Below are 22566 nucleotides of genomic sequence, written 5' to 3' on the forward strand. Positions count from 1 at the left end.
TAAAAGCTATTGCTTTAAAAGGATTAGATTACCGTTCTTTTTAAAATGCTTTTTTGATTAAACTTATTATCTCTTCATTTCCATGTAACTCTGCGTATTCCAATGGTGGTGTAGAAAAGTTCTCATAAGATATATTTTGGACTGAATTTAAAATACTTCTGACGGCTTCAATATCATTATCGGCGATAGCACTTAGTAACGCTTTTTGGCAGTTGCCTCTTTGCATTGAGGTGTTATGTTCTGTTTGATCTCTATTACAGTGCTTACAAATAATGGCTTCAGCTTTTATTAATTCAGCACAAAACGGGCATTTTTTTTGAGTACCTAAAGCAATAGCTTTGCTTTCGAGAGTTTGATTGTCTTTTTTAATAACAAGCGCCAATACAATACCTAGAGGCGCTAGCAGAAAACCAATTACAAACCATAGAAACCCACTTCTTCCTTTATTGCTTCCAATAATCCCTGTTATTAATCCGCACAAAAACATAAACACTAGGTATTCATAAAGCATGCTAATTCCCTTTAAATTATTATCAAAAGTAAAGCATACACTTTATCATGGGCTGTATCTATGAGGAAAATTTAGGCCACCTGTTATATCCGATCTCAGGGTTGTTTGACTGGTATTTTTTAATTAGTTCCACCTCTCGTTTATTAATTTCTTTTGTATCAGTTGATTCAAAAATAATATCCTTTGTTATAGTGATACTTTTGCGCTGCTCTGGTGAAAAGTCTGCGGCCACCAAATCAGCGTTTACGCTTCCAAAATAGGTAAACGTATTAGTAAGATCTTTTCCTATGTAAATTTTACCATTTGGGTAAGTGATTTTATAAATAACTTTTGTAACCATGACCAACTCTTGTTATTTGTTAAGTAAATAGTTAGCTTAGATTTTGATACCTAACAACTACTAACCAGCTGAATTTTAATGTCTAAAATAATTTAAGTTAGGTGTTAAGTAAAATCGCTAACTTTTCTATATTAGCCTTTTCTATACTCGGTAGCCCTTATTCCTTTTACTGACTACCCTGTATTTAACCAGCTATTTTAATTGTTTATATAAAGTTACTTAACTACTTAACACAAATAAGTAAAGCCCTTATCAATAAAGGGCTTTAGCGGGGTTAGGTAAATTTTAAGAGCTTAACTTTACTCAACTAACCTAACAGTTAATATAAAAGAAGCGGCTAGTTACTGCTTAATTTATATCGTGTTTGATTCCCCCCCGCTTTTTTAGCTTGTAAGTAACCTTCGCGGCTTAACTGCCTCAAAGCCTTGCCGACAACACCGCTTGTATAAGAGTTAAGTTTTTTATCTTCATAAATTAATTCACCTGCCGAAAACCAACCATTAATACATTGTGGCCTGTCTATTTCGTTTGCAAAATCTATCTTGCTGGCTGGTGCTATGTAATTGTCGTATATGTAACTATACGCAAAGCCCTTATCTTGATAGCTGTCATTCAACTTGGCTATTTGCTGCAAATCTTCGTCTTTTAGCATCCAACCATAACCACTTAAATAGAGATGCTTTACTTCAAGCCAAAACTGTTTGAGTTGTGACTCATCAACCTGTTTTAATGAGCCTGTACCGTCATAGTGCCAGCCTAGCAACTCGTTTAACTTATCCATGTTAGCGGCCTGTTCCATTTCAATAACAGCAAAGCGGCTTGAGCCTGTTTCATCCTTTAAAAATTCGCTACCGTTAACCGTGGCAATAAAATGTGTTTGCCGTGGTTTTTTAATATCGAGCCTTGCATAAGGTGGGCGAACCGTATCAACCTTATTAGTGATAAACGCTTTCAAACTTCCTTGTGAGTTTTTACTGGTGCGTTCAAGTTCGCCCAGCTCAACAATAAATGATCGAATACACGACAAGACACTGTCTTTATCATCGGGGTTTAATGCCGCCCCTTCTAAAAACGCATGTGGAATAATCTCTGCAAAGCGAGAAACAAATGCTGTTTTTCTAAAAGATTGATCACCTTGTAACACTGGCACAAGCTTACTGTTAAAGTTACTCTCATAAAGAGAAGCCACACAGCCCACCAGCCAGTGCTTTAATATTGTATCGGCTAATGCTTCATGTTTGGCGTTTAAACAACTAATAACCGCACTAACGCGCTCTTTACCATCCCACTGTTCACCATCTAAGTATAGTTTTATAGGGTGGTATTTAGTTTGCTCACATAATGCGACTAAATGTGTGTTTATTGCTTTTTCAGGTAAACCATAAATATTCGCAGCTGATATAAGTTTACTGTTAATGCTGTCGTACGAGTCGGCTATTAAAGTGCCAAAAATATCGCACACCTCGTTATTAAACGTCATCATGTTAAGCCTAAAATCTAGGCTACAAAAATTAGCTAAATCAGCGAGGTTTTGATTAGTGTTCAATACTCTTACATTGCCTTTACTGTCCTCTTTTAAATCGGTAAAGCATGGCCTATCTAATACCGTATTTTGAGGTAACTCTATTTCGTAGCTTTTGTGCGGGGCTGGAATATTTATACTCATAATTTAGCCCCCATAAATAACGTTTGGGTGCGTTGGTTTTGCTTATAAATTTTGTACTCTTTTAAGTTGTGTTTGTGCAACTCAGAAAAGTAAGTTTCAGCCACCAGCTTTAACGCTCGTTTATAATCTCCTTGATAGGAACGTATCACCATAAAATCAAACTTATCTATACATAAGCCATTAGCGCAGGGGTCATTTTCATGGTGCGAATAATAACGCTCTTTACCATCGGTGTGACTCGTTAATATATAAGCCCCCGCTTGTTTGCTGGTGGATTCTGGCGGCAAATAAGCCTTACCTTGTGCTTTGTAACCATAACTTAAAAGCAACTCATACCATGAATAAGCACTGTTTACAGCGTCTATAATAGAAACCTGATTACCTATTAACTGAGTTTGATAGGCTGGCTTTATAGGCAGACTAACAGCCTGTTCTAGCTGTTTGCTTTGCTCTGCTTCAAATTGCTGTGCGTCCTTGTAAAGCTGAGAACTTTCAACATCAAGCGCCCCACCTTCTGCAATTTTAAATTGGTAGCAATCACCTTTTAAACGGACAGGTAAATACATAATTTGCTGTGGACGCTTAGCGCAATCATCAGCGTTAAATATATAACTCAAATAGCTTTCCATAGCTGCCCATACCTTATAAGTAATAGAAGCGGCTAGTTCTATATAAACTCTGTAACGGTTTGTTGTGGCCTGTTGCTGGTGGCTTGCTGTGGTATGAATTATGTATGACTCTATACACATGCTCTCTAGCATATCGGCAATAGTAGCTAACTCTAGGTTAGTATCGTCTAAATCAAGCCTTAGCAATGTAAAGCTATCATGTAAGAGTATTGACTCTTTTGTTTTATTGGGCGCATCGGTGGCCGCTATAACGGCCGATTTAGCTTTAGCCTCTTTAGGTGTTAATGCGCCTAAGTTTTGAGGGCTTTCAATTTTGAGTGTTAACTCATGCCAATTTATATAACTAAAATCAGCGGTGACGTTGTGGCTTTTACCGTGTAAAAAATTAAGCATGTTTAAGCCCTCTATTTAAAGTTAAATCTAAAAACTTTTTATTGCGTTTGTTGTCCAGTAAATGTTTAACACTTTTGATATAATAGAGAGCGTTAAATACCTCAATTATTAGCCCTTTGCCGAGGGCTTTTTTATGCTCAATCATAAAGCCCCCGTCTTAATTAGGATAATTAGTAACTTTGTCGATATTATTAGCTGTAGAATCAGACATACAATTATCATTAATAAATCACTAAGCTTTACACTCACTTCTAATTTAAGTAAGTTGTCTATCGCAAACTTTGTTCGTTTGCAGCTTCTAAAAGGGCTCATTATTTTGACTCCTTTTTTAGCTGGTGGTTAGTTTGTGAACTTTCATCACCAGCATTTGAACTAGAAGCCGTTACAGTTGGCGCTGTAGTGGCTTTTTCTTTATACAAACTAACTTGTTCTCTGTGCATATAAGCTTTATCTACTAAGTTACTTAAAACCGCCTCTGCACGTGGGCAATATGCTTTGACGTGGTCAATATTAAAAGAAATCCCGCGCCTTTTAAGTGTATGCAAAACACTGTGTAAATTATAAATATCTATGTACCGCGCTGTACGCGTATTAATTGAATAACCGAGCAGCATAAGCCGCAAAACATAGTCAATCTGCTTCTCGTAACGCTTAGGAGTAGGTAGGCCAAGCTGCAAACAATTAACTTCATTGATACAGCATGCTTTTAATTTGATAGTGTTGCTTATAGATTGTTTGAAATCGCTCATGATCAGACCTCCTTGCTTTTTAGCCAATTTTGAAGGTCAACTTTCCTGAACACACAGCAGCGGCTGCTAATTCGTATTTTTTTAGGAAAATCAGGGTCTTGCAATTCTAAACGCCACAAAGTAGGCTTGCTAACCCCAATAAAAGCAGCAGCTTCTTTTAAGCGTAAATTTTCAGAGTGTTGCTGTGTAGTCATTGATAAAACCTCATCTTGTTAATAGAGGTTTCAATTTATCCGTGTCTATAAAAACAATGTATACGTAAAAGTGTTTTAACTAAAAATATTACTCTTTCTTAAAAATATTGGGTTACTTTCAATATCAATAAATAGCATTTCATCCGAACTTAAATTGAGTTTCCTTCTATTGTCAGATATTTTGACCTTTTCCGAGTCAATAATTTCAGCTAAAAAATATTGACTCCTTTTTAATGATGGCTCTAACCACGTTGGCTCTTTAATTAACTTATAAATGTGCGGTACAGACTTTTCGAACTGGCTCATTATTCCTAAAACCAGATGTAATACAGGCCTCACCTTAGCCCAATCTTGAGCCAAGCCTGTAAAACTGTCACCCGACTTACACTTATCTGTACCTGCATTTATTATGCTTTCATATAGGTACTGATACTCTACCTTAGAATTTGCTCCATATGTAAAGTTGTTGTCATAGCTACCATAGAATGCCCTGTACTTAATGAGAAAATCATTCCATGTTTCTTTTGGTGAAACCGTATCTTCTAAATAAGCTATATAATGGCTGTAGCACTGGGTAAGTATTAAGGCTTTTGAAAAAACGCGCCCACCTTTTTTTAAAGTAGATTCAACTCTTTGTATAGACCTATTTTTAGTATTCTTGCTTATGTAATTTTTAGAACACCCATCTATATGCAAAATTATGGTGATTGCCGCATCATAATACTTTTCTCTTTTAACTTTTTCTAAGGGATAAATTACTTTAGCTATAAGCTCAATTGCAGATTGAGTTTTTTTATTTATCGGAAGAGATTGTCTATACATAGTTTCAATACCAGTACATTGTTGATGATTATTTAGACTATTACTCAATAAACCTCTGTAGTAATAATCTTCTCCATTTTCTAAAGTGCATAAAATATCAAAGTTATTACCTCGTTCCATTTTTATCACTCCAACTCAAGTTAGTCTCTTCTAAAAAACTTGCTATATTTTGCTCATCATGTCTTAAATAATTAGCCGCTATCATCGAACCATCTTTATGACCGACCAAGCCCGCAATAGTTAAAACAGGCACACCTCGCGCCACCAGCCCAGATATAAAGTTATGCCTAAACGAATAAAAATCTAAGCTTTCGGGCACACCTCCCAGTGCTTTAACCTGTTTCCAGTGCCTAAGGTGAGCTTTGCGCTCTAAACTTTTATTTGTGCGCTCTGATTTGAATATTAGGCCTTTTTTAGCCTGTTCTTGTTGTGCTGCCCAGCCATCAAATACATGCTTTAGTTCGCCCGTAACAGGGAATTTAATTTTTCGGCTATTCTCTGCTTTTTTAGTTTTACTGGGTGTGAAAATAAGTGTGGTTTGGTCGCTAAATTGATTAAACAGTAAGTTTTCCCATTTTAAAGCGTATATATCAGATGGGCGCATACCTGTTAAACGTGCAATATGGCAAAAGGGAATAAACCAGTGCGGATAAGTTAAGTTATCTAAATTAACTAGGTGACTTTTACCATGTGCAATACTTGAACGCCTCTGACGCTTTAACTTTTCAGAGTACAGAGCTAAACCGGCGTGTATTTGCTGCTTAACCTCTTGGCTGAATATATCGCGCTGGTGGCTTAGCTTTTCGTTATGCGCTTCTAGTTCGTCTTGCTCTTTAATAGTGAGTGCTGGCAGGGTAAAGCTTTTAATTGGGTTAACCTTGAGAATTGGCTCATTAACCCCTTTTAAAGGTTGGGTAGCAAAGTTAAGCATCGCTTTAAATGCGCCAAAATCTCTTACTAAAGTTGAGCGCTTTATACCTTTACCTTTGCGCATGTTGTATCACTGTAGAATGTCAGCGCTATTTAGCTTATCCATATCGCGATTAAACAAGTGTTCAAAATTATGTTTAATTACCTTTAGTGTACCAGCGCCATATCTGTAATTATCTAATTTGTGTGGAGTATAAATAGATTCATAAAACGCCCCTACAGTTATGTAAACGTTTGCCGCTTTTAGCTGTTCGGCTTCGCGTTGTTGTTGCGCTAGTGCCTCTTTATAAGAAAGCGGATCAATCCCCTCTCTTAGTTTGGCTTTCCATGAAATAGCCTCTGCTGCGGCTTGGCTTGGCTTAACGTTCGCGTCAGCAATTGTGGCTGTTCTTCGCTTGCCGAGTAAATCCGTGTAACGTAATCGCCATGCGCCACCACTTGACAATTTAATGTAAAAGAAACCTGATATTTTATCGCACCCTAGCTGCTGCCTTGGGTCTGCTTCTTTTTTAAATACCGATAATTTAGCTTGAGTAATTGAAGTTAAGTCTGCCATGTTTAAACCGAGCGTGTAGCCAATGTGTAGCCAGTATAACTTAATTTTTAGAACTCTGCTGAAATCACCTGAAAACTTAAATTAATTAAAAACAATGAGTTAATTATAGATCGCCTTATACACCAAGACCAAAAACTGTCATGGGGTGGCAGGGGTCGAGAGTTCGAATCTCTCCATACCGACCATTAATCCCTCTTTAAATTCTATTTTCTCTAGTTAAAACTATTTTCCTGTCGTACTACCTAATTTAATAATAAAAAATATCGCACATTTATCGCACCAACCAATTTATTGACTGTTTTTCTGCTTTTTTGATTTCAGAGGTATTGAGATTATGTGACGCCTCACTTAAATACTTTTCAAATAATAAAGAAGCACGTATCTACTTTTACTTTTTGATGTATTGGCTTGAGTTTATTGATATGCAGCTGTGGGCAGGCATTCAATAAGTATGATGTCTGAAGTCAAGATTTGGCCTTTTCTATACATTAGTTTGTTTTCAAGCCATGCCGAGCGCCAATAAATAGTTAACACAAATAGTAGCCGTACTAAAATCAGCATTTTTGAATCCTTTGCGATAGAGTGTAGGGTTATCTAAAACAAAGCTATATCTAATAAGCACTACAACTAATATTCCCCACCCCAACCCTAAATCAATATGCCTTTTTCACCTATAACGACTCGCTAAAATATAAGAAGAAATTATTAAAATGGGTATTTAAATAACATGATCTTCCTCTAAGTTTGCTGTTCATTACTTGTTCGACTATTACTATATTATGGGAACTAAATTTACTTGCCGGATGCTTGATGGACCTTAAAAAAGTAAATAAAAAATCTAATTCGCCAAGTGCAAATGTAAATATGGATGAAGCATTTTTAACTCAGCTAGTTAATTGTTTACCCATGGGGGCAATGATAGTTAATACTGATGCTCAGATCCTTTTTGCCAATAGTCAACTATCTGAAATACTAGGCTATGAGGGTTCAGAACTCATAGGAATGAACATAGATAGTTTACTTCCAGCGCAATTTAAAGCGAACCATACCCACTTGATGAGTCAGTTTTTTGCTAACCCTAGAAAACGCTTGATGGGTGAAGGTCGTGAGTTATTTGCGAGTCAGAAAAATGGTAAGCAAATCCCAATCGAAATAGGTTTAAACCCGATACATGGACAACAAGAGTTAGTTTTAGCCACACTGGTTGATATATCGCAAAGGCTGCGCGCAAATAATATGTTTCAACGCTCTATTCAAGCTGCACCTCATGGTGTGTTAATAGTAGACCAAGCGGGCATTATTCAAGCAGTTAATCAATCGTTATGTAAATCTTTTGGTTACAGTGAAATAGAGTTACTCGATAAAAAAATGGAAATGCTATTACCGCATCGCTATCAAGGGCACCATTCAGCACTTCGCCATTCATTTCATCGTGAACCCAGTGTCAGAAGTATGGGAGTAGGCAGAGATTTAACCGCCTTACACAAAGACGGAAAAGAATTCCCAGTTGAAGTGGGCCTGAGTCCTTTTATAAACACCAATGACGAAGACATGGTATTTGTGTCGTTGTTAGATATAACAGAACGAAAACGAATGGAAACCGAGTTAAAAGAAAATAACACAAGTTTGAAGGAGTTTACCTATGTGGCTTCTCATGATTTACGCTCTCCATTGCGGGGCATTTCAAACTTAATTGAATGGATAAAAGAAGATTTAGGCACTACCACAGCTGAAGTGGAATATAACTTAACACGTATTGATGATCGTATTCATAAAATGGAGACGTTAATAGATAATTTATTGGCCTATGCAAGAGCAGGCAAAGCTACCCCAGATACTCAAGTAATCGATATGCATAAGTTAATTTCTAACGTTACCGAACTGTTAGATTTACCGGCTGGAATGAAGCTTCATAAAGACATTCAATTAGATACTATCGTCACTGCATGGACGCCACTTGAAACCGTGGTCCGCAATTTATTAAGTAACGCTATTAAACACCATGACAGTAAAGAGGGAACTATAGAGATTCGTTGTGTAGCAGAAAATACGCTTTGCCATATAACGGTTACTGATGATGGCCCCGGTATACCACCAGAGGCTTACGAGCGTATTTTTAGTTTGTTTCAAACAACCTCTGATGATAAATCGGGTTCAGGTATTGGGCTGTCTATTAGTCGGCGTTTGGCACAAGCTCATGGTGGGCGCATTTCAGTAAGCTCAAATGAACTGCAAAAAGGCTCTACATTTCATGTTTGGTGGCCGCGCTTTGCAAGGAAAGAAAATTTATGATCAAAAATCTGTCTATACTGCTTGTTGAGGATGACGATGTTGCCGCAGAAGCCGTAACAAGAAGCTTAAGAAAAGTTGATCCTAAAATTAAAATAATTTGGAAAGAAAACGGAAAACTTGCGCTCGATGCGTTACGAGAAAAAGCACAACAAAAAGAAATATCAGAGCCCTACTTAGTATTGCTAGACCTGAATATGCCAGTGATGAATGGGTTTGAATTTTTAGAACATATTCGTAAAGATAAAAAATTAAACAATACCGTTGTATTTATCCTAACAACCTCAAATGAGGATAACGATCGCACTCGCGCGTACCATAACAACGTAGCAGGTTATATGGTTAAACATGCAATTGGCCCGCAGTTTGCCAAATTAGCGACACTTATGGATGCTTATATACATGCCGTTGAGCTTGAATAAGCCATCTTAGCAAGAGATATGGATATGATAACTTCAATAGATCACTTTGAAACCTGCGACAGTATTAACCTACTCATTGTTGATGACGATGCGGTTGATAGAGAGCAAATACGCCGTATGATATCTCGCTCTAATATACAGGCGAAAATTTCAGAGGCATCCTCTATTGAAAGCTCGATGTCTTATCTTGAGCATGGGGAGTTTGATTGTGTCATAGTTGATTACCGATTAGGTATCGGCTCGGGGCTTACCTTGTTAGATAATATTAGAAAGTCTGTTAATAACCATTGTGCTGTGATTATGGTCACAGGCTTGGGAGATGAAAAAATAGCAGCAGAAGCTATGCGGCTAGGAGCAAGCGATTATTTACTTAAAAACCAATTAAAAAGCGCTCAGTTGATACACTCTATATCTAGCTCCATTCAACGCGCAAGCTTAGAAAAAAAACTTCATGACATGGCACACTACGATAGCCTAACAGGCTTAGCAAGCCGCCCTATTTTAATTGATCAACTTCAACAGGCCATTACATCTGAGCAAAAGCTCGCCGTTGCCTATTTAGATTTAGATAACTTTAAACCCATTAATGACAAATACGGTCATGAAACCGGTGATTTCGTGTTAAAAACCATTGCCCAGAGGCTACAAAGTACATTACGTAAAGAAGATACACTCGCGCGTATCGGCGGAGATGAGTTTATCTTTTTATTAAGGGGGGCTGCGCACACGATACAAGAATATGAGATTCTGTTACAAGAGGTGCTGATTGAGGTAAACGATCCTATAAAATTAGCAGAGTTTTCGTGCTCTGTTCAAATTTCAGCTAGTGTTGGCGTTGCGCTTCCTAATAATGATGGCTTAAGCTGCGATGACGTTTTACGCCGAGCCGACCAAACCATGTACCAAGCTAAAAGGTCTGGGACAAACCGAATTCTGTTTTTTGATCCGGAAGAAGAAAGTCTAAGGCATGCTAAACATGATTTATTATTGGCTGCCGAGAAAGGCATTGCCCGTAAAGAATTTATTTTACATTATCAACCAAAGGTCAATTTGATGGATCACCAGTTGATTGGCGTTGAAGCCCTAATACGCTGGAATCACCCTACTTTGGGTTTACTTTACCCAGGTCACTTTTCAGAGGTATTAGAGCACCCACACATTGGGATATTGATTGGCGAATGGGTACTTGCTGAGGCCTTAAAACAACATAAAATTTGGACAAGAAATCACCTTTGTATGAGTGTAAATATCTCGCCAGCCCATTTACTTAGTGAAGGCTTTGTTGAAAACCTCAGAGAGTTACTCATCAGCACCAATAATATAAAGCCAAAAACACTCGAGTTGGAAATTTTAGAGAGCACCACAATTGGAAATGTTGACCAAGCAGTCGACGTGCTCAATGGCTGTCGAAATTTAGGGGTGAGTATTGCTTTAGACGACTTTGGGACAGGTTACGCTTCTTTGAGTTATTTAAAAAAATTACCTTTAGATACACTAAAAATAGACCAAAGCTTTGTTAAAAAACTCCTATCAGACCAGGAAGACAAGTCTATCGTTACCTGTATCGTGGCGCTAAGTAAAGCATTTGGGTATAACCTAGTAGCAGAGGGGATAGAGTCACAAGAGCTCGAAAAAGTGCTTATAGGCATGGGTTGCTATCATGGACAAGGCTATTATATTGCCAAACCAATGTCTGCAGATAACATGAACTTATGGATAAAAAATATGACATCAGCTAAGCACTAACACTAAACAATATCTCTCTATGTTCGCATTTATTATCCCAGTAAAATAGCAACTCACTTCAGCTTGCGCTCATTATTACGCTCTTTATTTTGATCGTTTTAAAAAACCTCTTTGCTAATTTAACCATAAAATTTGCTGGTTCTAATTAAATACCGCTATTGAGGTTGCCAGTGGTACACATAAATAGGTGTTTGGTAAAAATCTTTAAGTTTGATCACTTTAGTTGGTTTATATGAAGGCAAAGCAAAAGTGTTACTCACAATAGTGATGTTTTTAAACAATTCATGTTTTAACTTATCTTCAAGCGCTAACATACCACCTGGAAACAAGTAACATACCAAAGTAGACGCAGCACTGAGATCGGCACTTTTAAAGTCTTTTCGATAGAGAGTAAGGTTATCTAAACCCAAACTATATTTAAAAAGAACTGAAATCATCCAAGGAAACCAAGATAACTCATAGCCAATAATCTGGTTCTTAGGGTGTTTTTTGGCAACCGCTATAACGAGCGTTCCCCAACCTGAACCTACATCAATTAATGCGCCCTTTTCATCCATGTTTATTTCAGCAAGCATAGCTTGGCGCGCTTTACTTGAACTCATCATCGGTGAAATTCCCGTTTTTAGCGTACCCCAAACAATAGAGAAGGCTATTAGAAGAACTAAAAAGAAAAGTGCGATAGCAATATAGTCCATACTAACTAACCTCTGTTAACTGTTGAATAGTCATAATTTCACTTTGGTGATTATTCGCTTTTACATAGTAAAACCATTACATAGCGTGGCATTTGAGTAAATTTATTTTAAATTTAACAACTGGTTAAAAACATTCAAACTCACAAAAAAAGCGCCATTTGGCGCTTATTAGATTAGGGTCTGTTGACCTTTTCGGATTAAAATCTGTTCAAACTAGGGGCGGTTTAATCGCGGCGCGAGGTTTGTAACCTAGTGGGCTAAGTCAAAAACGAGCAACAAAGAGTAAATCGCCCCTAGGCAGAACCCGAAGGGCAGCGCCTGTTTGGCATTGATGCTGCGTTATCGCCTATTTATGGGGAATAACCACACCACATAGGCGCTGCCTTGCCTAAATACCAAACAGACTGCTGCAAATTTAACCTTGAAAGGTCAACAGACCCTAGAGGTATTAATGCTTACGCCCTACTCCGTTGCGTACCATCTCTTGGCCGTTTTGAAAAATCTCTTCGGTAATTTCACGGGCTAATAAAAGTTGTTGCTTGTCATCAAACACCGCGACAAAACGGCTGCCGTCGGCATTATTAGTTGCCATGCCGACGCCTGCTACGCCAGTTAAACCTAAGCCGCCGTTTTCCACTTGCAGTAAAAAGCTTTCAAGTTCAGCGAGAGTGTCGATTGCGGTTAGTTTATTTTCCATTATGGTTACTCTGTATGTTGCTCGCCACGGCGAGTCTGTAAATAATATACAGTTATTTTACAGCACACAGTAAAAACTTAAACCACCTTATGGCAAAACAATAACAACGCGCTATAAAGCATCATAAACTAAAAACCCCGCAAATGCGGGGTTTATGTATTAGCTTTGCTTCATTGTGCCTTGTTGTTCAAGGCGGGTATGCCAGCTGAATGCTTCTTCTAAAATATGAGGCGTATGGCCGCCACGTACACAAGCACGCTCGTAATAATCAAGCATGGCGTTGCGGTAATCTGGGTGCACACAGTGCTTAATGACTTCAATTGCACGTTCGCGTGGTGCTAAACCACGTAAATCAGCTAAGCCTTGCTCGGTTACTAAAATATCAACATCGTGCTCGGTATGATCAACATGGCTTACCATAGGCACAACGCTTGAAATAGCGCCACCTTTAGCAATTGATTTAGTTACAAACACCGATACATGGGCATTACGTGCAAAGTCGCCTGAGCCACCAATGCCGTTCATCATTTTAGTACCACACACATGGGTTGAGTTAACGTTGCCGTAAATATCAAACTCAAGCGCGGTGTTAATTGCAATAATACCCAAGCGACGCACAATTTCTGGGTGGTTCGACATTTCTTGCGGGCGAAGTACTAATTTATCGCGGTACTTTTCAAGGTTATTAAATACTTGCGCGTTACAACGCTCTGATAAAATAATTGAACACCCTGATGCAAAATCAAGTTTACCCGCATCAATTAAGTCAAAGGTAGAATCTTGTAGTACCTCTGAATACATAGTGAGGTCTTTAAAGTCTGAGTCTAGTAAACCCATCATTACTGCATTGGCTATATTACCAATACCCGCTTGTAATGGTCCTAAGTTTGCAGGCATACGCTCTTGCGCTACTTCTTCTTTAAAGAAGTTAACTAAGTGACGTGCAATAGCGGCTGTATCTGCATCTGGGTCGGTTACAGTTGAAAAGGAGTCACTTTGATTGGTAAATACAATACCCACAATTTTAGCCGGATCGATTGGAATAGCAGTGCTACCAATACGGTCATCTACTTTAACTAGCGGTACTGGTGTACGTGTAGGACGGTAAGATGGAATGTAAATGTCGTGCAGCCCTTCAAGCTCTGGCTGGTGTAACATATTAATTTCTACAATTACTTGTTTGGCAAAAATAGCAAAGCTGGCTGAATTACCCACTGACGTTGTAGGTACTATATGACCTTCTTCTGTAATAGCAACCGCTTCAATAACCGCTACATCTGGCATAGTTAATTGATGATTACGTAACTGTTCAACGGTTTCAGATAAATGCTGGTCAATAAACATGACCTCACCGTTATTAATCGCTTTACGTAATGTGCTGTCTACCTGAAATGGCATACGACGTGCTAACGCACCTGACTCAGTAAGTAACTTATCTAAGTCGTTACCTAATGACGCGCCCGTCATTAGGTTAATTTTCATTGGGTTTTCACGTACTCGCTCTGCAAGTGCACGTGGTACAGCTTTCGCTTCACCGGCACGAGTAAAACCGCTCATGCCCACAGTCATGCCGTCTTTAATAAATAAACTAGCCTGCTGTGCAGACATTACTTTGTTGTGTAAGTCGCTACGACGAATTCGTTCTAATTGCATTTGGAACCCCTTAAACCCCATTATTATTTGGGCGCTATTCTAAGTATTTCCGCATGCTTCGTAAGCTAGACCTAAGTCTCATTTACGCATTGTTGATATAAAAACATCGTAAAACGCCTTAATTTTGTACACTTAATAACTTAACTTATTGGTGCTAATAAGGTTAAAATACTAAAAAATTTAACTCAATCATTAAATCGCCCTAGTTAAATTTAAAACAAGACTCAATATAATCAATCACTTATTATTTTCACTAGGGAAGTTGAAATTACAAAGTGTATAAAAACAAAGCCATACATTGCGAAGCTTACAAAATAATAAACTGCTCATTCATTCGGCAGTAACCTTGTAAGGAATAAAATCTATAATTTAAGTATTAAGGAAAATACATGGATTTGTCTGACGAAGAAATTAACTTTTTATCTGGCTTATTTGAACCTAGTCAAAGTAGTGCATTAATCAATGAAACAAAGTTAACAGTACAAGCATCAATACCAGATGGTATTGCGCATTTACTTGGTCAAGCTAAATTAACCTTATTAGCAGAAGTAGCCCACTACCAACTATGGTTCCCACTTCAATTTAAAACCGATGAATTAGGCCATTTCAGTACTGTATTAGAAGCCCCCGAAGTAATTGACACTAAAGGTATTCAGCGCAGCTGGCGGTTGAGCGAATTAAATATCCAAAGCCAAGGTTTTTGCATTGAATCTATATCAAGTACGGGAATATTTTTAAAACCCACATCAGTACACAGTGAACTTGATGAGTTGCAGAATATGCAATTTATTTTACCTAACGAAGCGGCGATATCATTAGACCTAGAACCAGTTAGGCAGAGTAAGTGTGGCATAGCAGCAAAAATTAAACACATTCACCATGGTAAAGAGCAGCTAAGAGCGTATTTATTTGAAGTTCATAAACGTCAATTTTCAAGCTTATACCAGCTAGAGCACAAACAACAAAAATTGGAATTATCAAACTAAAAAAGCCACACAATGTGGCTTTTTTAACTTATTTTATCGAGTGACTTTTACTTTAAGCGTTTGGCTACATCAGCTACACGTTCGCCGTATAAACGAGCCGTTTCTAAATCGCCTGATGGAATTGCAGATTCATCTGCATCAGTAGGTGATTGCACTAATACACCAACCGAACCTCCTAAGTTATTGATGTCTTGACGAGTTGATTCCAATTTATTGGCTGGTGGTAACCCCAGACTTACCCAAATTCCACCATGTTGCGAAGCCAAAGTTTGCATACTAATTAGGGTGACTTGTTTGTCGCCATTTAGGCTGCCGCTATTGGTAAAACCGCCAAATACTTTGTCTTTCCACCCCATGGTAAACCATACCTTAGAGGTAGCATCAACAAACTTTTTAAACTGCCAAGGATATGAGCCCATATAGGTAGGTGCACCAAAAATAATGGCGTCTGCATTGTTTAATGCATCCCAATCGGTGTCTTGTATATCGCCATTTTCATCAATAGCAATAAGTTGAGCGTTTGCTCCATCAGCTACAAATTCAGCCACTTTTTTGGTATGGCCATATCCCGAAAAATAAATAACCGCTACTTTACTCATGAACCTTCCTTTTGTTGTGATTTAATAAACACGCTTTAAATATAGTATGGCCGCTAAAGTTAAAATCAACTAAGCAGCGTGTTTAATTAAATTAGCTTGCGTGGCATTAAATTAAAAGGTACTCACTGCAATTTCTAAATTACTCACCGCACAGCCATATTGCGCGTTACTAATACGGTGATACGCCGACTCCGGCGTGGTAGATAGGCTAATAATAAACTCACCTTGCTGACCAACAGCCGTTTGTTCTTGGCTAAGGCACATGGCTTGCGTTAAAGAGCGTAATTTTGCATCCGTTAAAATACTGCCAAAACGCTGAACTGGTAAAGGCGGTATTTTAATTGCTGGTAATGCTTGGCTAATACTGCGCTGACTTAAGGTAAAATCGTTATTTTTAATATCAATCACACTGCCCACAGGCCAATACGAATAACTGTAGGTTTTAGTTTTAGCTGCTGTTTGCCCTGTTGATTTAACCATCACCACGCCATTTTTGCCAATTACTGTCATTAAATTGCCAGCTTCAGATTTAACCACCACTAAGGCGGTGGTTTCGTCTACACCAAAACCGAATGTCGGCTGATCTTGGTTTGCGTTTAAGTCGTCGAGCAAAGTGCCTAGTCTTAATGTACGGTTTCGCTCGCTAAAGTGTGTATCGAGTACACCGTAACTAAATGTGCCTAAACCCCCAAAGCGGTTGTAAGTTAAACCATCGCTGTTTGAGCGTTCACTTGGGGCATCAATAGCTTGTGCGCCTTCTTTCAATGCCGACAAGCTAGTGCCATTGGTGATCATCACCACATTCCCGGCGTGGGCTTGCCCACCACTTTGCACTGCGGTGCCTGCACTTGTACCTACAACAACAGGGCGAGACTGTAACGCTTTTGTCCATGGATATGGCTGATTATTTTCATCAAACAATACCTTGCGCGTTAAGCTTTGATCGCCACCATTAAACATAACACCGGTACTATTTTTGATTAGCTGCACTAAAGCGTCTGTGCCGTTTTTACACAGCAAATATTCTGCTTGAGTGCGATCAGGGTAAATATGTTCACGTTGATATAGCCCCATTTCAGAGTGCCTAAGCGTGTTTAAATCATCACATTTATTGGTAGTTATTGCTTTAGCAAGCGCAGGAGTTAATGCAAGCCATTGTGAATTTATATTGGGAAAACGAAGTAGTCCTTCGTAAAAATCAGCAGATTCATAAGGGTCTCTGCTTGAGGCGGTAATGGCTAGTATGCTCGGGTTAGTACTTTTTACTTTTAAACTGCCCGATATAAATTGCAAAATATCTGTCGCGGCGGATTCGCTATTAAGCGCGGTATTGACCTGCTCTTTTAGTCGCGTATTGTCGCCCTGCAGCTGCGCTACTTCAAGCATATCTATTACAAAATTGTATTCTTGATCCGTTAAACTATTGAGCTGTTTACTATCAATGTCGCGCCATAACCATAACAGCTCTTTTTTTGACAATGTGGGCGATGATTTAGCCTGCATTGTTGCTAAATTTTTAATAGTATTGTTTTTAGCTTGGCTATTTTTACTTGGCCATTGTTGCTTTATTTGGCTAATTTTAGCGTGAGAGAGCGCAAATACAGTATGTATTTTACCCGAAATTTGTGTGTTTTTTTCACAATTTTTAGGGCTTAAACTGGCACATGTTGTGAGAGCTCCCCCCACTAAAACAAGAGTTTGCTCTGACTGTTTAGCTAATAAATGGGTTGGAAATAAAGAAAAAAAAGCAATAACAAACGCAATTTCAGAGGGAAACTTAAAAGATAAGAACTGTGGTTTCATTATAATTGGCCTCATTTTATACTTACTTAACAGCCTAGTTAAATAGATTGAATAACTTGCTATCAGCGTTCCAGCGCGCAAAACTATCACTGCGTTGATGAATTTGTCAAAACGTTTTAATAAACTTGTTTTCACCCAATCAGCATTGACATATACCTATCAATAACTTACCTATTTGGAGCTGCCAAGCTTATTAGTTCAAATTAGTCCTATTTGGATATACCCCCTTCAGGGTGTATATGCTGCTTCATAGACTATTAATAAATAATATCACTATTGCATACTATGACTTACCTAAACACCTAACGAACTGCTGAAAATTCATTACCGATAAAACAAGCTAGAGCAGTTAAGAATACAATTGTCATAATTTTTAGCTCATCGTATATGCTTGCGCGTTATTTTGGTCAGCGTTAAGCTAACGCTTTATTTTCGTCATTATGGTCTATGTGCTCTATAGCCCGCAGAGATAATTCAACGTAAAGGTTTAATATGAATAACAGTAGTTACCCAATTGGTACGCCTGGTGAGAAGTGGAACAACAATAATAAAATCCAATGGCTTGAGGCACAAAAAATTAAGCGCAGTTATCAACAAGACGTCGTCACTTTAATTGATGAACTTAAAAGTACTCTAGAAGTACAGCAATACGGTGAGCTTAATTATGCTGCAGGTAGCTATCCTTTGTACGCGTTAAAAACCGCTAATTTTGATGCAAACAAAGCCACTGTTTTAATTACGGGCGGCGTACATGGCTACGAGACTAGTGGTGTTCATGGCGCTTTAAGGTTCGCTAAAACATTGGCAAATAAGTACGCTGAGCACTTTAATATTGTAATTACCCCCTGTATTAGCCCATGGGGCTATGAAACAATTAATCGTTGGAACCCTGATGCGGTCGACCCTAATCGCTCTTTTTATCAGGGCAGCCCAGCACAAGAATCAGCGGCAGTGATGAACTATGTGCAATCTTTAAATACTGATTTAATCGCGCATATCGATTTACATGAAACAACCGATTCAGATAACAGTGAATTTAGACCCGCACTCGCGGCTCGTGAAGGCAAAGTAAACACCAACTGGAACATTCCTGATGGCTTTTATTTAGTGGCTGATAGCAACAAACCAGAGCCTGCTTTTCAAAAAGCAATTATTGAACATGTTGAAAAAGTAACGCATATTGCACCTAGCGATGAAAATCAGCAATTAATTGGTGTACCACAAGCGCAATTTGGGGTAATTAATTACGCGGCCCGTGATTTAAGCCTATGCATGGGATTTTCTGAAGCTGCATATGTCACCACCACCGAGGTGTATCCCGACAGTGCAACCGCTAACCCTGAAGAGTGCATATTAGCGCAAGTTGCTGCAATTTCTGGTGCCTTAGACTACATTATTAATAAGTGATCGGTATACTGGATAATAAATAAAAGGAGCGGCTATTGAAATTTGAAAATAACTACGGCAGTTATAGCTTGCGCGTTGAGGGTAATATAGTTATTGGGCAGTTTAAAGGTAACTTAAATCCTGAGTTATTAAACCATTTTAAAGCCGCTCTATTAAATACCATTGAACCGTTTAAGCATTTACCCTGGGGTTATATTAGCCACTCCCCAGAAGTGATTGCTGCTACCCCCGATGCAGAAAAAAACATGGTAGATGTAAGCCAAACAATGGGGACTAATAACTGTTTGATCAGTGCGTTTGTTCTCACCTCTCCTATCGCTATAAGGCAATTACAGCGGATCATGCATGGCTCAGGTCGTGATGCTCATTTACAAGATTGCTTTTTTAATGATTTTCAAAGCGCCAAAGCATTTGTAACAAAGCAACTACCCTTAGCAGATTAAGATTATTAATTAGCTAAGGGTTTAAGGTTAATTTTTATAAAACTGGCTGTCTTTAGTAATAGTGATAGCGGGGTCTTCTTGCGAAGTGATCACAAAACTCAGCTTACTCACCTTGCGTGCTAAATCGTAGCCGTCTGCAGTCACCGTTACCGGCACACTTTTCATCAGCCCAGGCTCTACTAATATAGCATTTGGGCTTTGCAATGTAGCCGCCTCTAAACCGCTAATTGAAATTGAATAATGCAGCGGTTGCTGAGTTTTATTGATAATAGTAAGTGTGTAAGGGTTTTCAACTAAGCCTTCGTAATTTACCCGATACAATGCGTTTCTATCTCTAAGTACTGAGGCCTCTATAGGGGTGCGTTGTAACATCCAAGCAAACATAGATAAAATTAATAGCGCAGTTAACACCCCATAGCCTACAAGTTTAAGCCTAAATGGATTAGTTTTTTGCCCTGCCATTTGCTTTTCACTGGCGTATTTAATTAAGCCTTTCTCGTAGCCAAACTTATCCATGGTGTCGTCACAAGCGTCAATACATAAACCACAGTTAATACATTCATATTGCAAGCCATTGCGAATATCAATCCCTGCAGGGCATACTTCCACACATAAGTTACAGTCTACGCAATCACCTAAATTAAGCGCTTTAGGATCAGCTTTGCGTTTACGTGGGCCGCGATTTTCACCCCGCTCACTATCGTAAGTAACCACCAGCGTGTCTTTATCAAACATCACCGATTGAAAGCGCGAATAAGGACAAGCCACAGTACACATTTTTTCACGTAAAAAGCCCGCATTTCCATAAGTACAAAACGCAAATAAAAATACCCAAAAACTGGTGATCCCAGGCCACTCAAAATTTAACATTTCGAGATACAAGGTTTTAGCGGGGATAAAATACGCTAAAAATGAGGTGGCTGTGAGTGTCGAAATAACCAGCCAAGCACTGTGCTTAGTGATTTTTTTTCGCCATTTGGTAATATCCCATGGGCTTTTATCAAGCTTAATACGCTGGTTACGCGTACCCTCTACACGTTGCTCAACCCAAGAAAACATTAACATCCAAATGGTTTGTGGGCAGGTATAACCACACCATACTCTGCCAAGCCAGTTGGTAACAAAAAATAGGGCAAACGCTCCCACCATAAACAGCATGGCTAAAATCATAAAGTCTTGAGGGAGCAAGGTAAGGCCAAAAATAGTAAATTTTTGGGTGGCCACATCCAATAAAACCGCTTGCTGACCGTTATATTGAACCCACGGAATGGCAATAAAACTCAGCATTAACAACCAGCCTAAATTGCGACGTATACGTTGAAAAAAACCTTTTTGCTCGCGTATATAAATTGGCCCCTCTTCTTTATAGGGCTTTATGATCATGTCTTCTTCTTTAATATCAAACTTCATGCTACTTACTTCATAGTGACGGGTATTAAACAAGTATTTGCAACTTTCAGACCACACTGAAAGATAACTTAAAACATTGATATTAAATGATTTTAAAAATAACACACAACCATAATATCGCGATATTTAGCGACTATCGCGATATATCACGAATTAGCTCTGGCGACGCAGTCCTAACTTTTGCATTTTTGAGCGTAAGGTACTCTCTGGTAAGCCCAACTTATTTGCCGCGCCTTGTTCACCTGCAATTTTCCAATTACACAGTGCTAATACGCTGCTTATATGCTGTTTTTGTGCTTCATCAAGTGTAAGCGTTGGGTTTATGGCGTTATCATCGCCCGCTGTAAGCGACTGACTTAACTGTAATGTAGAGTGTTTAGATAAAATAGCTTCTCGTTCGAGTACATTTTGCAGCTCTCTGATGTTACCCGGCCAGTCATAGGCTTGTAATTGTCTGATCGCTTTTTTACTTAACCCTTGTAATTGTTTACCTAAGCGCTTATTTATTTGCGCAATTAAGTTTTGACACAAGTACGGAATGTCTTCTTTTCGCTCTTTAAGTGCAGGCACATTAATGGGAAACACATTTAAACGGTAATATAAGTCCATTCTAAACTGCCCTGCTTGTACCATTTCCCACAAGTTACGGTTGGTTGCAGCAATGATGCGAATATCGACTTTTAGGGTTTGACTACCGCCAACACGTTCAAACTCACGCTCTTGTAATACCCTTAATAGCTTACTTTGGGACTCTAACGGCAGCTCTGCGACTTCATCTAAAAATAAAGTGCCTTGGTCGGCAAGTTCAAAACGCCCTTTACGACGCTCGTTCGCCCCAGTAAAAGAGCCTCGTTCGTGTCCAAACAGCTCAGACTCTAATAAACTTGGAGTAAATGCCGCACAATTAACTTTTATAAACGCCTGCTCATTGCGCTTACTGAGACGGTGCAAGTTACGCGCTACCAACTCTTTGCCAGTGCCATTTTCACCAAGAATGAGTACGGTGCTATCGGTTTCACTCACTAACTGTATTTGATCTAACATGCGTTGGAATACAGCGCTGTGGCCAACCAGTCCTGAATCTTGCCAATCCTCGTTAAGCTCGGCAATAAGGTAATCGTTCTCATCTTTTAGCTGCTCGCTTAGATGCTTTACTTGAGCTAACGCTTCGTGCAACTGGGTTTGGGTTTGCTGTTGTGCTGATATATCGCGAAATACTGCCACAGCACCGATAAGCTGGTTATTTTTATAAACGGGAGTGGAGGTGTACTCAACTGCAAAGGCACTACCATCTTTGCGCCAAAATACTTCGTTTTTTACTTCGCGGCGTTTGCCATCAAACATAGTGCAATAAATTTGGCACTCATCGGCAGGGTAAGGGGTGCCATCGGCATAGCTATGATGATGATATTGGTGTATTTTTTTTCCTAATAATTCATCGGCCGTCCACCCAGTCATTCGCTCTGCGGCTGGGTTTACAAATACCGCATTACCGGACAAATCAAATCCGTATATACCCTCACCTACCGCATTGAGCAATAAGGTAGGATCGTTTAAAAAGTTTTTTATCATAATACGACCTCGCGAAATATCGCGAGCATTATGCCAATTTTATCCTGCTTTAGC

General features: G+C 38.8%; 23 protein-coding genes. 6 read left to right on the forward strand and 17 right to left on the reverse strand.

Annotation, left to right across the window (positions count from 1 at the left end):
- Positions 1-40 precede the first annotated feature (40 nt).
- The 10 genes from BW139_RS06755 to BW139_RS18555 form a co-directional block, all read right to left on the reverse strand.
- Entirely contained in the window at positions 41-511 is a 471-nt protein-coding gene (locus BW139_RS06755) for a hypothetical protein (protein WP_076919154.1), read from the reverse strand.
- A gap of 58 nt (positions 512-569) precedes the next feature.
- Complete coding sequence (locus BW139_RS06760) at positions 570-851, reverse strand: GIY-YIG nuclease family protein (RefSeq protein ID WP_139336329.1); 282 nt, start codon at positions 849-851, stop codon at positions 570-572.
- Between the two features lie 337 nt (positions 852-1188).
- A complete protein-coding gene (locus tag BW139_RS06765; RefSeq protein ID WP_076919156.1) occupies positions 1189-2517 on the reverse strand; it encodes a VapE domain-containing protein in 1329 nt (442 codons plus the stop codon).
- Positions 2514-3539 (reverse strand): hypothetical protein, encoded by a 1026-nt coding sequence (locus BW139_RS06770; protein ID WP_076919157.1) that lies wholly within the window; start codon positions 3537-3539, stop codon positions 2514-2516. The genes BW139_RS06765 and BW139_RS06770 overlap by 4 nt, the downstream gene beginning before the upstream one ends.
- The gene (locus tag BW139_RS18470; protein ID WP_175611404.1) at positions 3532-3684 is read right to left on the reverse strand and encodes a hypothetical protein; all 153 of its coding nucleotides are present in this window, start codon (positions 3682-3684) and stop codon (positions 3532-3534) included. The genes BW139_RS06770 and BW139_RS18470 overlap by 8 nt, the downstream gene beginning before the upstream one ends.
- 166 nt (positions 3685-3850) lie before the next feature.
- On the reverse strand, positions 3851-4288 hold the full coding sequence (locus BW139_RS06775) for a hypothetical protein (RefSeq protein ID WP_076919158.1): 438 nt from the start codon (positions 4286-4288) through the stop codon (positions 3851-3853).
- Between the two features lie 2 nt (positions 4289-4290).
- Positions 4291-4482, reverse strand: a complete 192-nt coding sequence (locus tag BW139_RS06780; protein WP_076919159.1) for an AlpA family transcriptional regulator — start codon at positions 4480-4482, stop codon at positions 4291-4293.
- 75 nt (positions 4483-4557) lie between these two features.
- A complete protein-coding gene (locus BW139_RS06785; RefSeq protein WP_076919160.1) occupies positions 4558-5424 on the reverse strand; it encodes a hypothetical protein in 867 nt (288 codons plus the stop codon).
- Positions 5411-6298 (reverse strand): tyrosine-type recombinase/integrase, encoded by an 888-nt coding sequence (locus BW139_RS18550; protein ID WP_254844950.1) that lies wholly within the window; start codon positions 6296-6298, stop codon positions 5411-5413. Before BW139_RS18550 ends, BW139_RS06785 begins: the two co-directional genes overlap by 14 nt.
- 6 nt (positions 6299-6304) lie before the next feature.
- A complete protein-coding gene (locus BW139_RS18555; protein ID WP_254844951.1) occupies positions 6305-6790 on the reverse strand; it encodes an Arm DNA-binding domain-containing protein in 486 nt (161 codons plus the stop codon).
- 810 nt (positions 6791-7600) lie between these two features.
- Here BW139_RS18555 and BW139_RS06795 point away from each other — a divergent pair.
- The 3 genes from BW139_RS06795 to BW139_RS06805 are packed head-to-tail and all read left to right on the forward strand — an operon-like array spanning position 7601 to position 11247.
- Positions 7601-9082 carry a PAS domain-containing sensor histidine kinase gene (locus BW139_RS06795; RefSeq protein ID WP_076919161.1) on the forward strand — a complete coding sequence of 494 codons (1482 nt, stop codon included), beginning with the start codon at positions 7601-7603 and terminating at the stop codon, positions 9080-9082.
- Positions 9079-9501 carry a response regulator gene (locus BW139_RS06800; RefSeq protein WP_008114117.1) on the forward strand — a complete coding sequence of 141 codons (423 nt, stop codon included), beginning with the start codon at positions 9079-9081 and terminating at the stop codon, positions 9499-9501. The genes BW139_RS06795 and BW139_RS06800 overlap by 4 nt, the downstream gene beginning before the upstream one ends.
- Positions 9502-9525: 24 nt before the next feature.
- The gene (locus BW139_RS06805) at positions 9526-11247 is read left to right on the forward strand and encodes a GGDEF domain-containing response regulator (protein ID WP_254844952.1); all 1722 of its coding nucleotides are present in this window, start codon (positions 9526-9528) and stop codon (positions 11245-11247) included.
- Between the two features lie 155 nt (positions 11248-11402).
- Here BW139_RS06805 and BW139_RS06810 read toward each other — a convergent pair whose 3' ends face one another.
- The 3 genes from BW139_RS06810 to BW139_RS06820 all read right to left on the reverse strand — a co-directional run bounded on the left by BW139_RS06810 (position 11403) and on the right by BW139_RS06820 (position 14292).
- A complete protein-coding gene (locus BW139_RS06810) occupies positions 11403-11942 on the reverse strand; it encodes a methyltransferase (RefSeq protein WP_076919163.1) in 540 nt (179 codons plus the stop codon).
- 448 nt (positions 11943-12390) lie between these two features.
- Positions 12391-12639, reverse strand: coding sequence for a hypothetical protein (locus BW139_RS06815; protein ID WP_076919164.1), 249 nt, complete (start codon positions 12637-12639; stop codon positions 12391-12393).
- Between the two features lie 159 nt (positions 12640-12798).
- On the reverse strand, positions 12799-14292 hold the full coding sequence (locus tag BW139_RS06820) for an acetyl-CoA hydrolase/transferase family protein (protein WP_076919165.1): 1494 nt from the start codon (positions 14290-14292) through the stop codon (positions 12799-12801).
- Positions 14293-14681: 389 nt separating this feature from the next.
- Between BW139_RS06820 and BW139_RS06825 the strand changes: the two genes are divergently transcribed.
- On the forward strand, positions 14682-15278 hold the full coding sequence (locus BW139_RS06825; RefSeq protein WP_076919166.1) for a hypothetical protein: 597 nt from the start codon (positions 14682-14684) through the stop codon (positions 15276-15278).
- Between the two features lie 47 nt (positions 15279-15325).
- Here BW139_RS06825 and BW139_RS06830 read toward each other — a convergent pair whose 3' ends face one another.
- Positions 15326-15877 (reverse strand): flavodoxin family protein, encoded by a 552-nt coding sequence (locus BW139_RS06830; RefSeq protein ID WP_008114103.1) that lies wholly within the window; start codon positions 15875-15877, stop codon positions 15326-15328.
- Positions 15878-15988: 111 nt separating this feature from the next.
- Entirely contained in the window at positions 15989-17680 is a 1692-nt protein-coding gene (locus BW139_RS06835) for a cyanophycinase (RefSeq protein WP_076919167.1), read from the reverse strand.
- 492 nt (positions 17681-18172) lie between these two features.
- Between BW139_RS06835 and BW139_RS06840 the strand changes: the two genes are divergently transcribed.
- Both BW139_RS06840 and BW139_RS06845 read left to right on the forward strand, forming a co-directional pair.
- Positions 18173-19087 (forward strand): M14 family metallocarboxypeptidase, encoded by a 915-nt coding sequence (locus BW139_RS06840; protein ID WP_076919168.1) that lies wholly within the window; start codon positions 18173-18175, stop codon positions 19085-19087.
- 35 nt (positions 19088-19122) lie between these two features.
- Positions 19123-19530: a hypothetical protein gene (locus tag BW139_RS06845; protein WP_076919169.1), complete on the forward strand. Its 408-nt coding sequence runs from the start codon at positions 19123-19125 to the stop codon at positions 19528-19530.
- Positions 19531-19557: 27 nt separating this feature from the next.
- Here the strand turns inward: BW139_RS06845 and ccoG are convergent, their stop codons facing one another.
- Both ccoG and BW139_RS06855 read right to left on the reverse strand, forming a co-directional pair.
- Entirely contained in the window at positions 19558-20940 is a 1383-nt protein-coding gene (ccoG, locus tag BW139_RS06850) for a cytochrome c oxidase accessory protein CcoG (RefSeq protein WP_076919170.1), read from the reverse strand.
- 153 nt (positions 20941-21093) lie between these two features.
- Positions 21094-22512 carry a sigma-54-dependent Fis family transcriptional regulator gene (locus tag BW139_RS06855; RefSeq protein WP_076919171.1) on the reverse strand — a complete coding sequence of 473 codons (1419 nt, stop codon included), beginning with the start codon at positions 22510-22512 and terminating at the stop codon, positions 21094-21096.
- Positions 22513-22566 lie beyond the last annotated feature (54 nt).

It is taken from the genome of Pseudoalteromonas sp. SK18 (genome assembly GCF_001974855.1).
Lineage (GTDB): Bacteria > Pseudomonadota > Gammaproteobacteria > Enterobacterales > Alteromonadaceae > Pseudoalteromonas.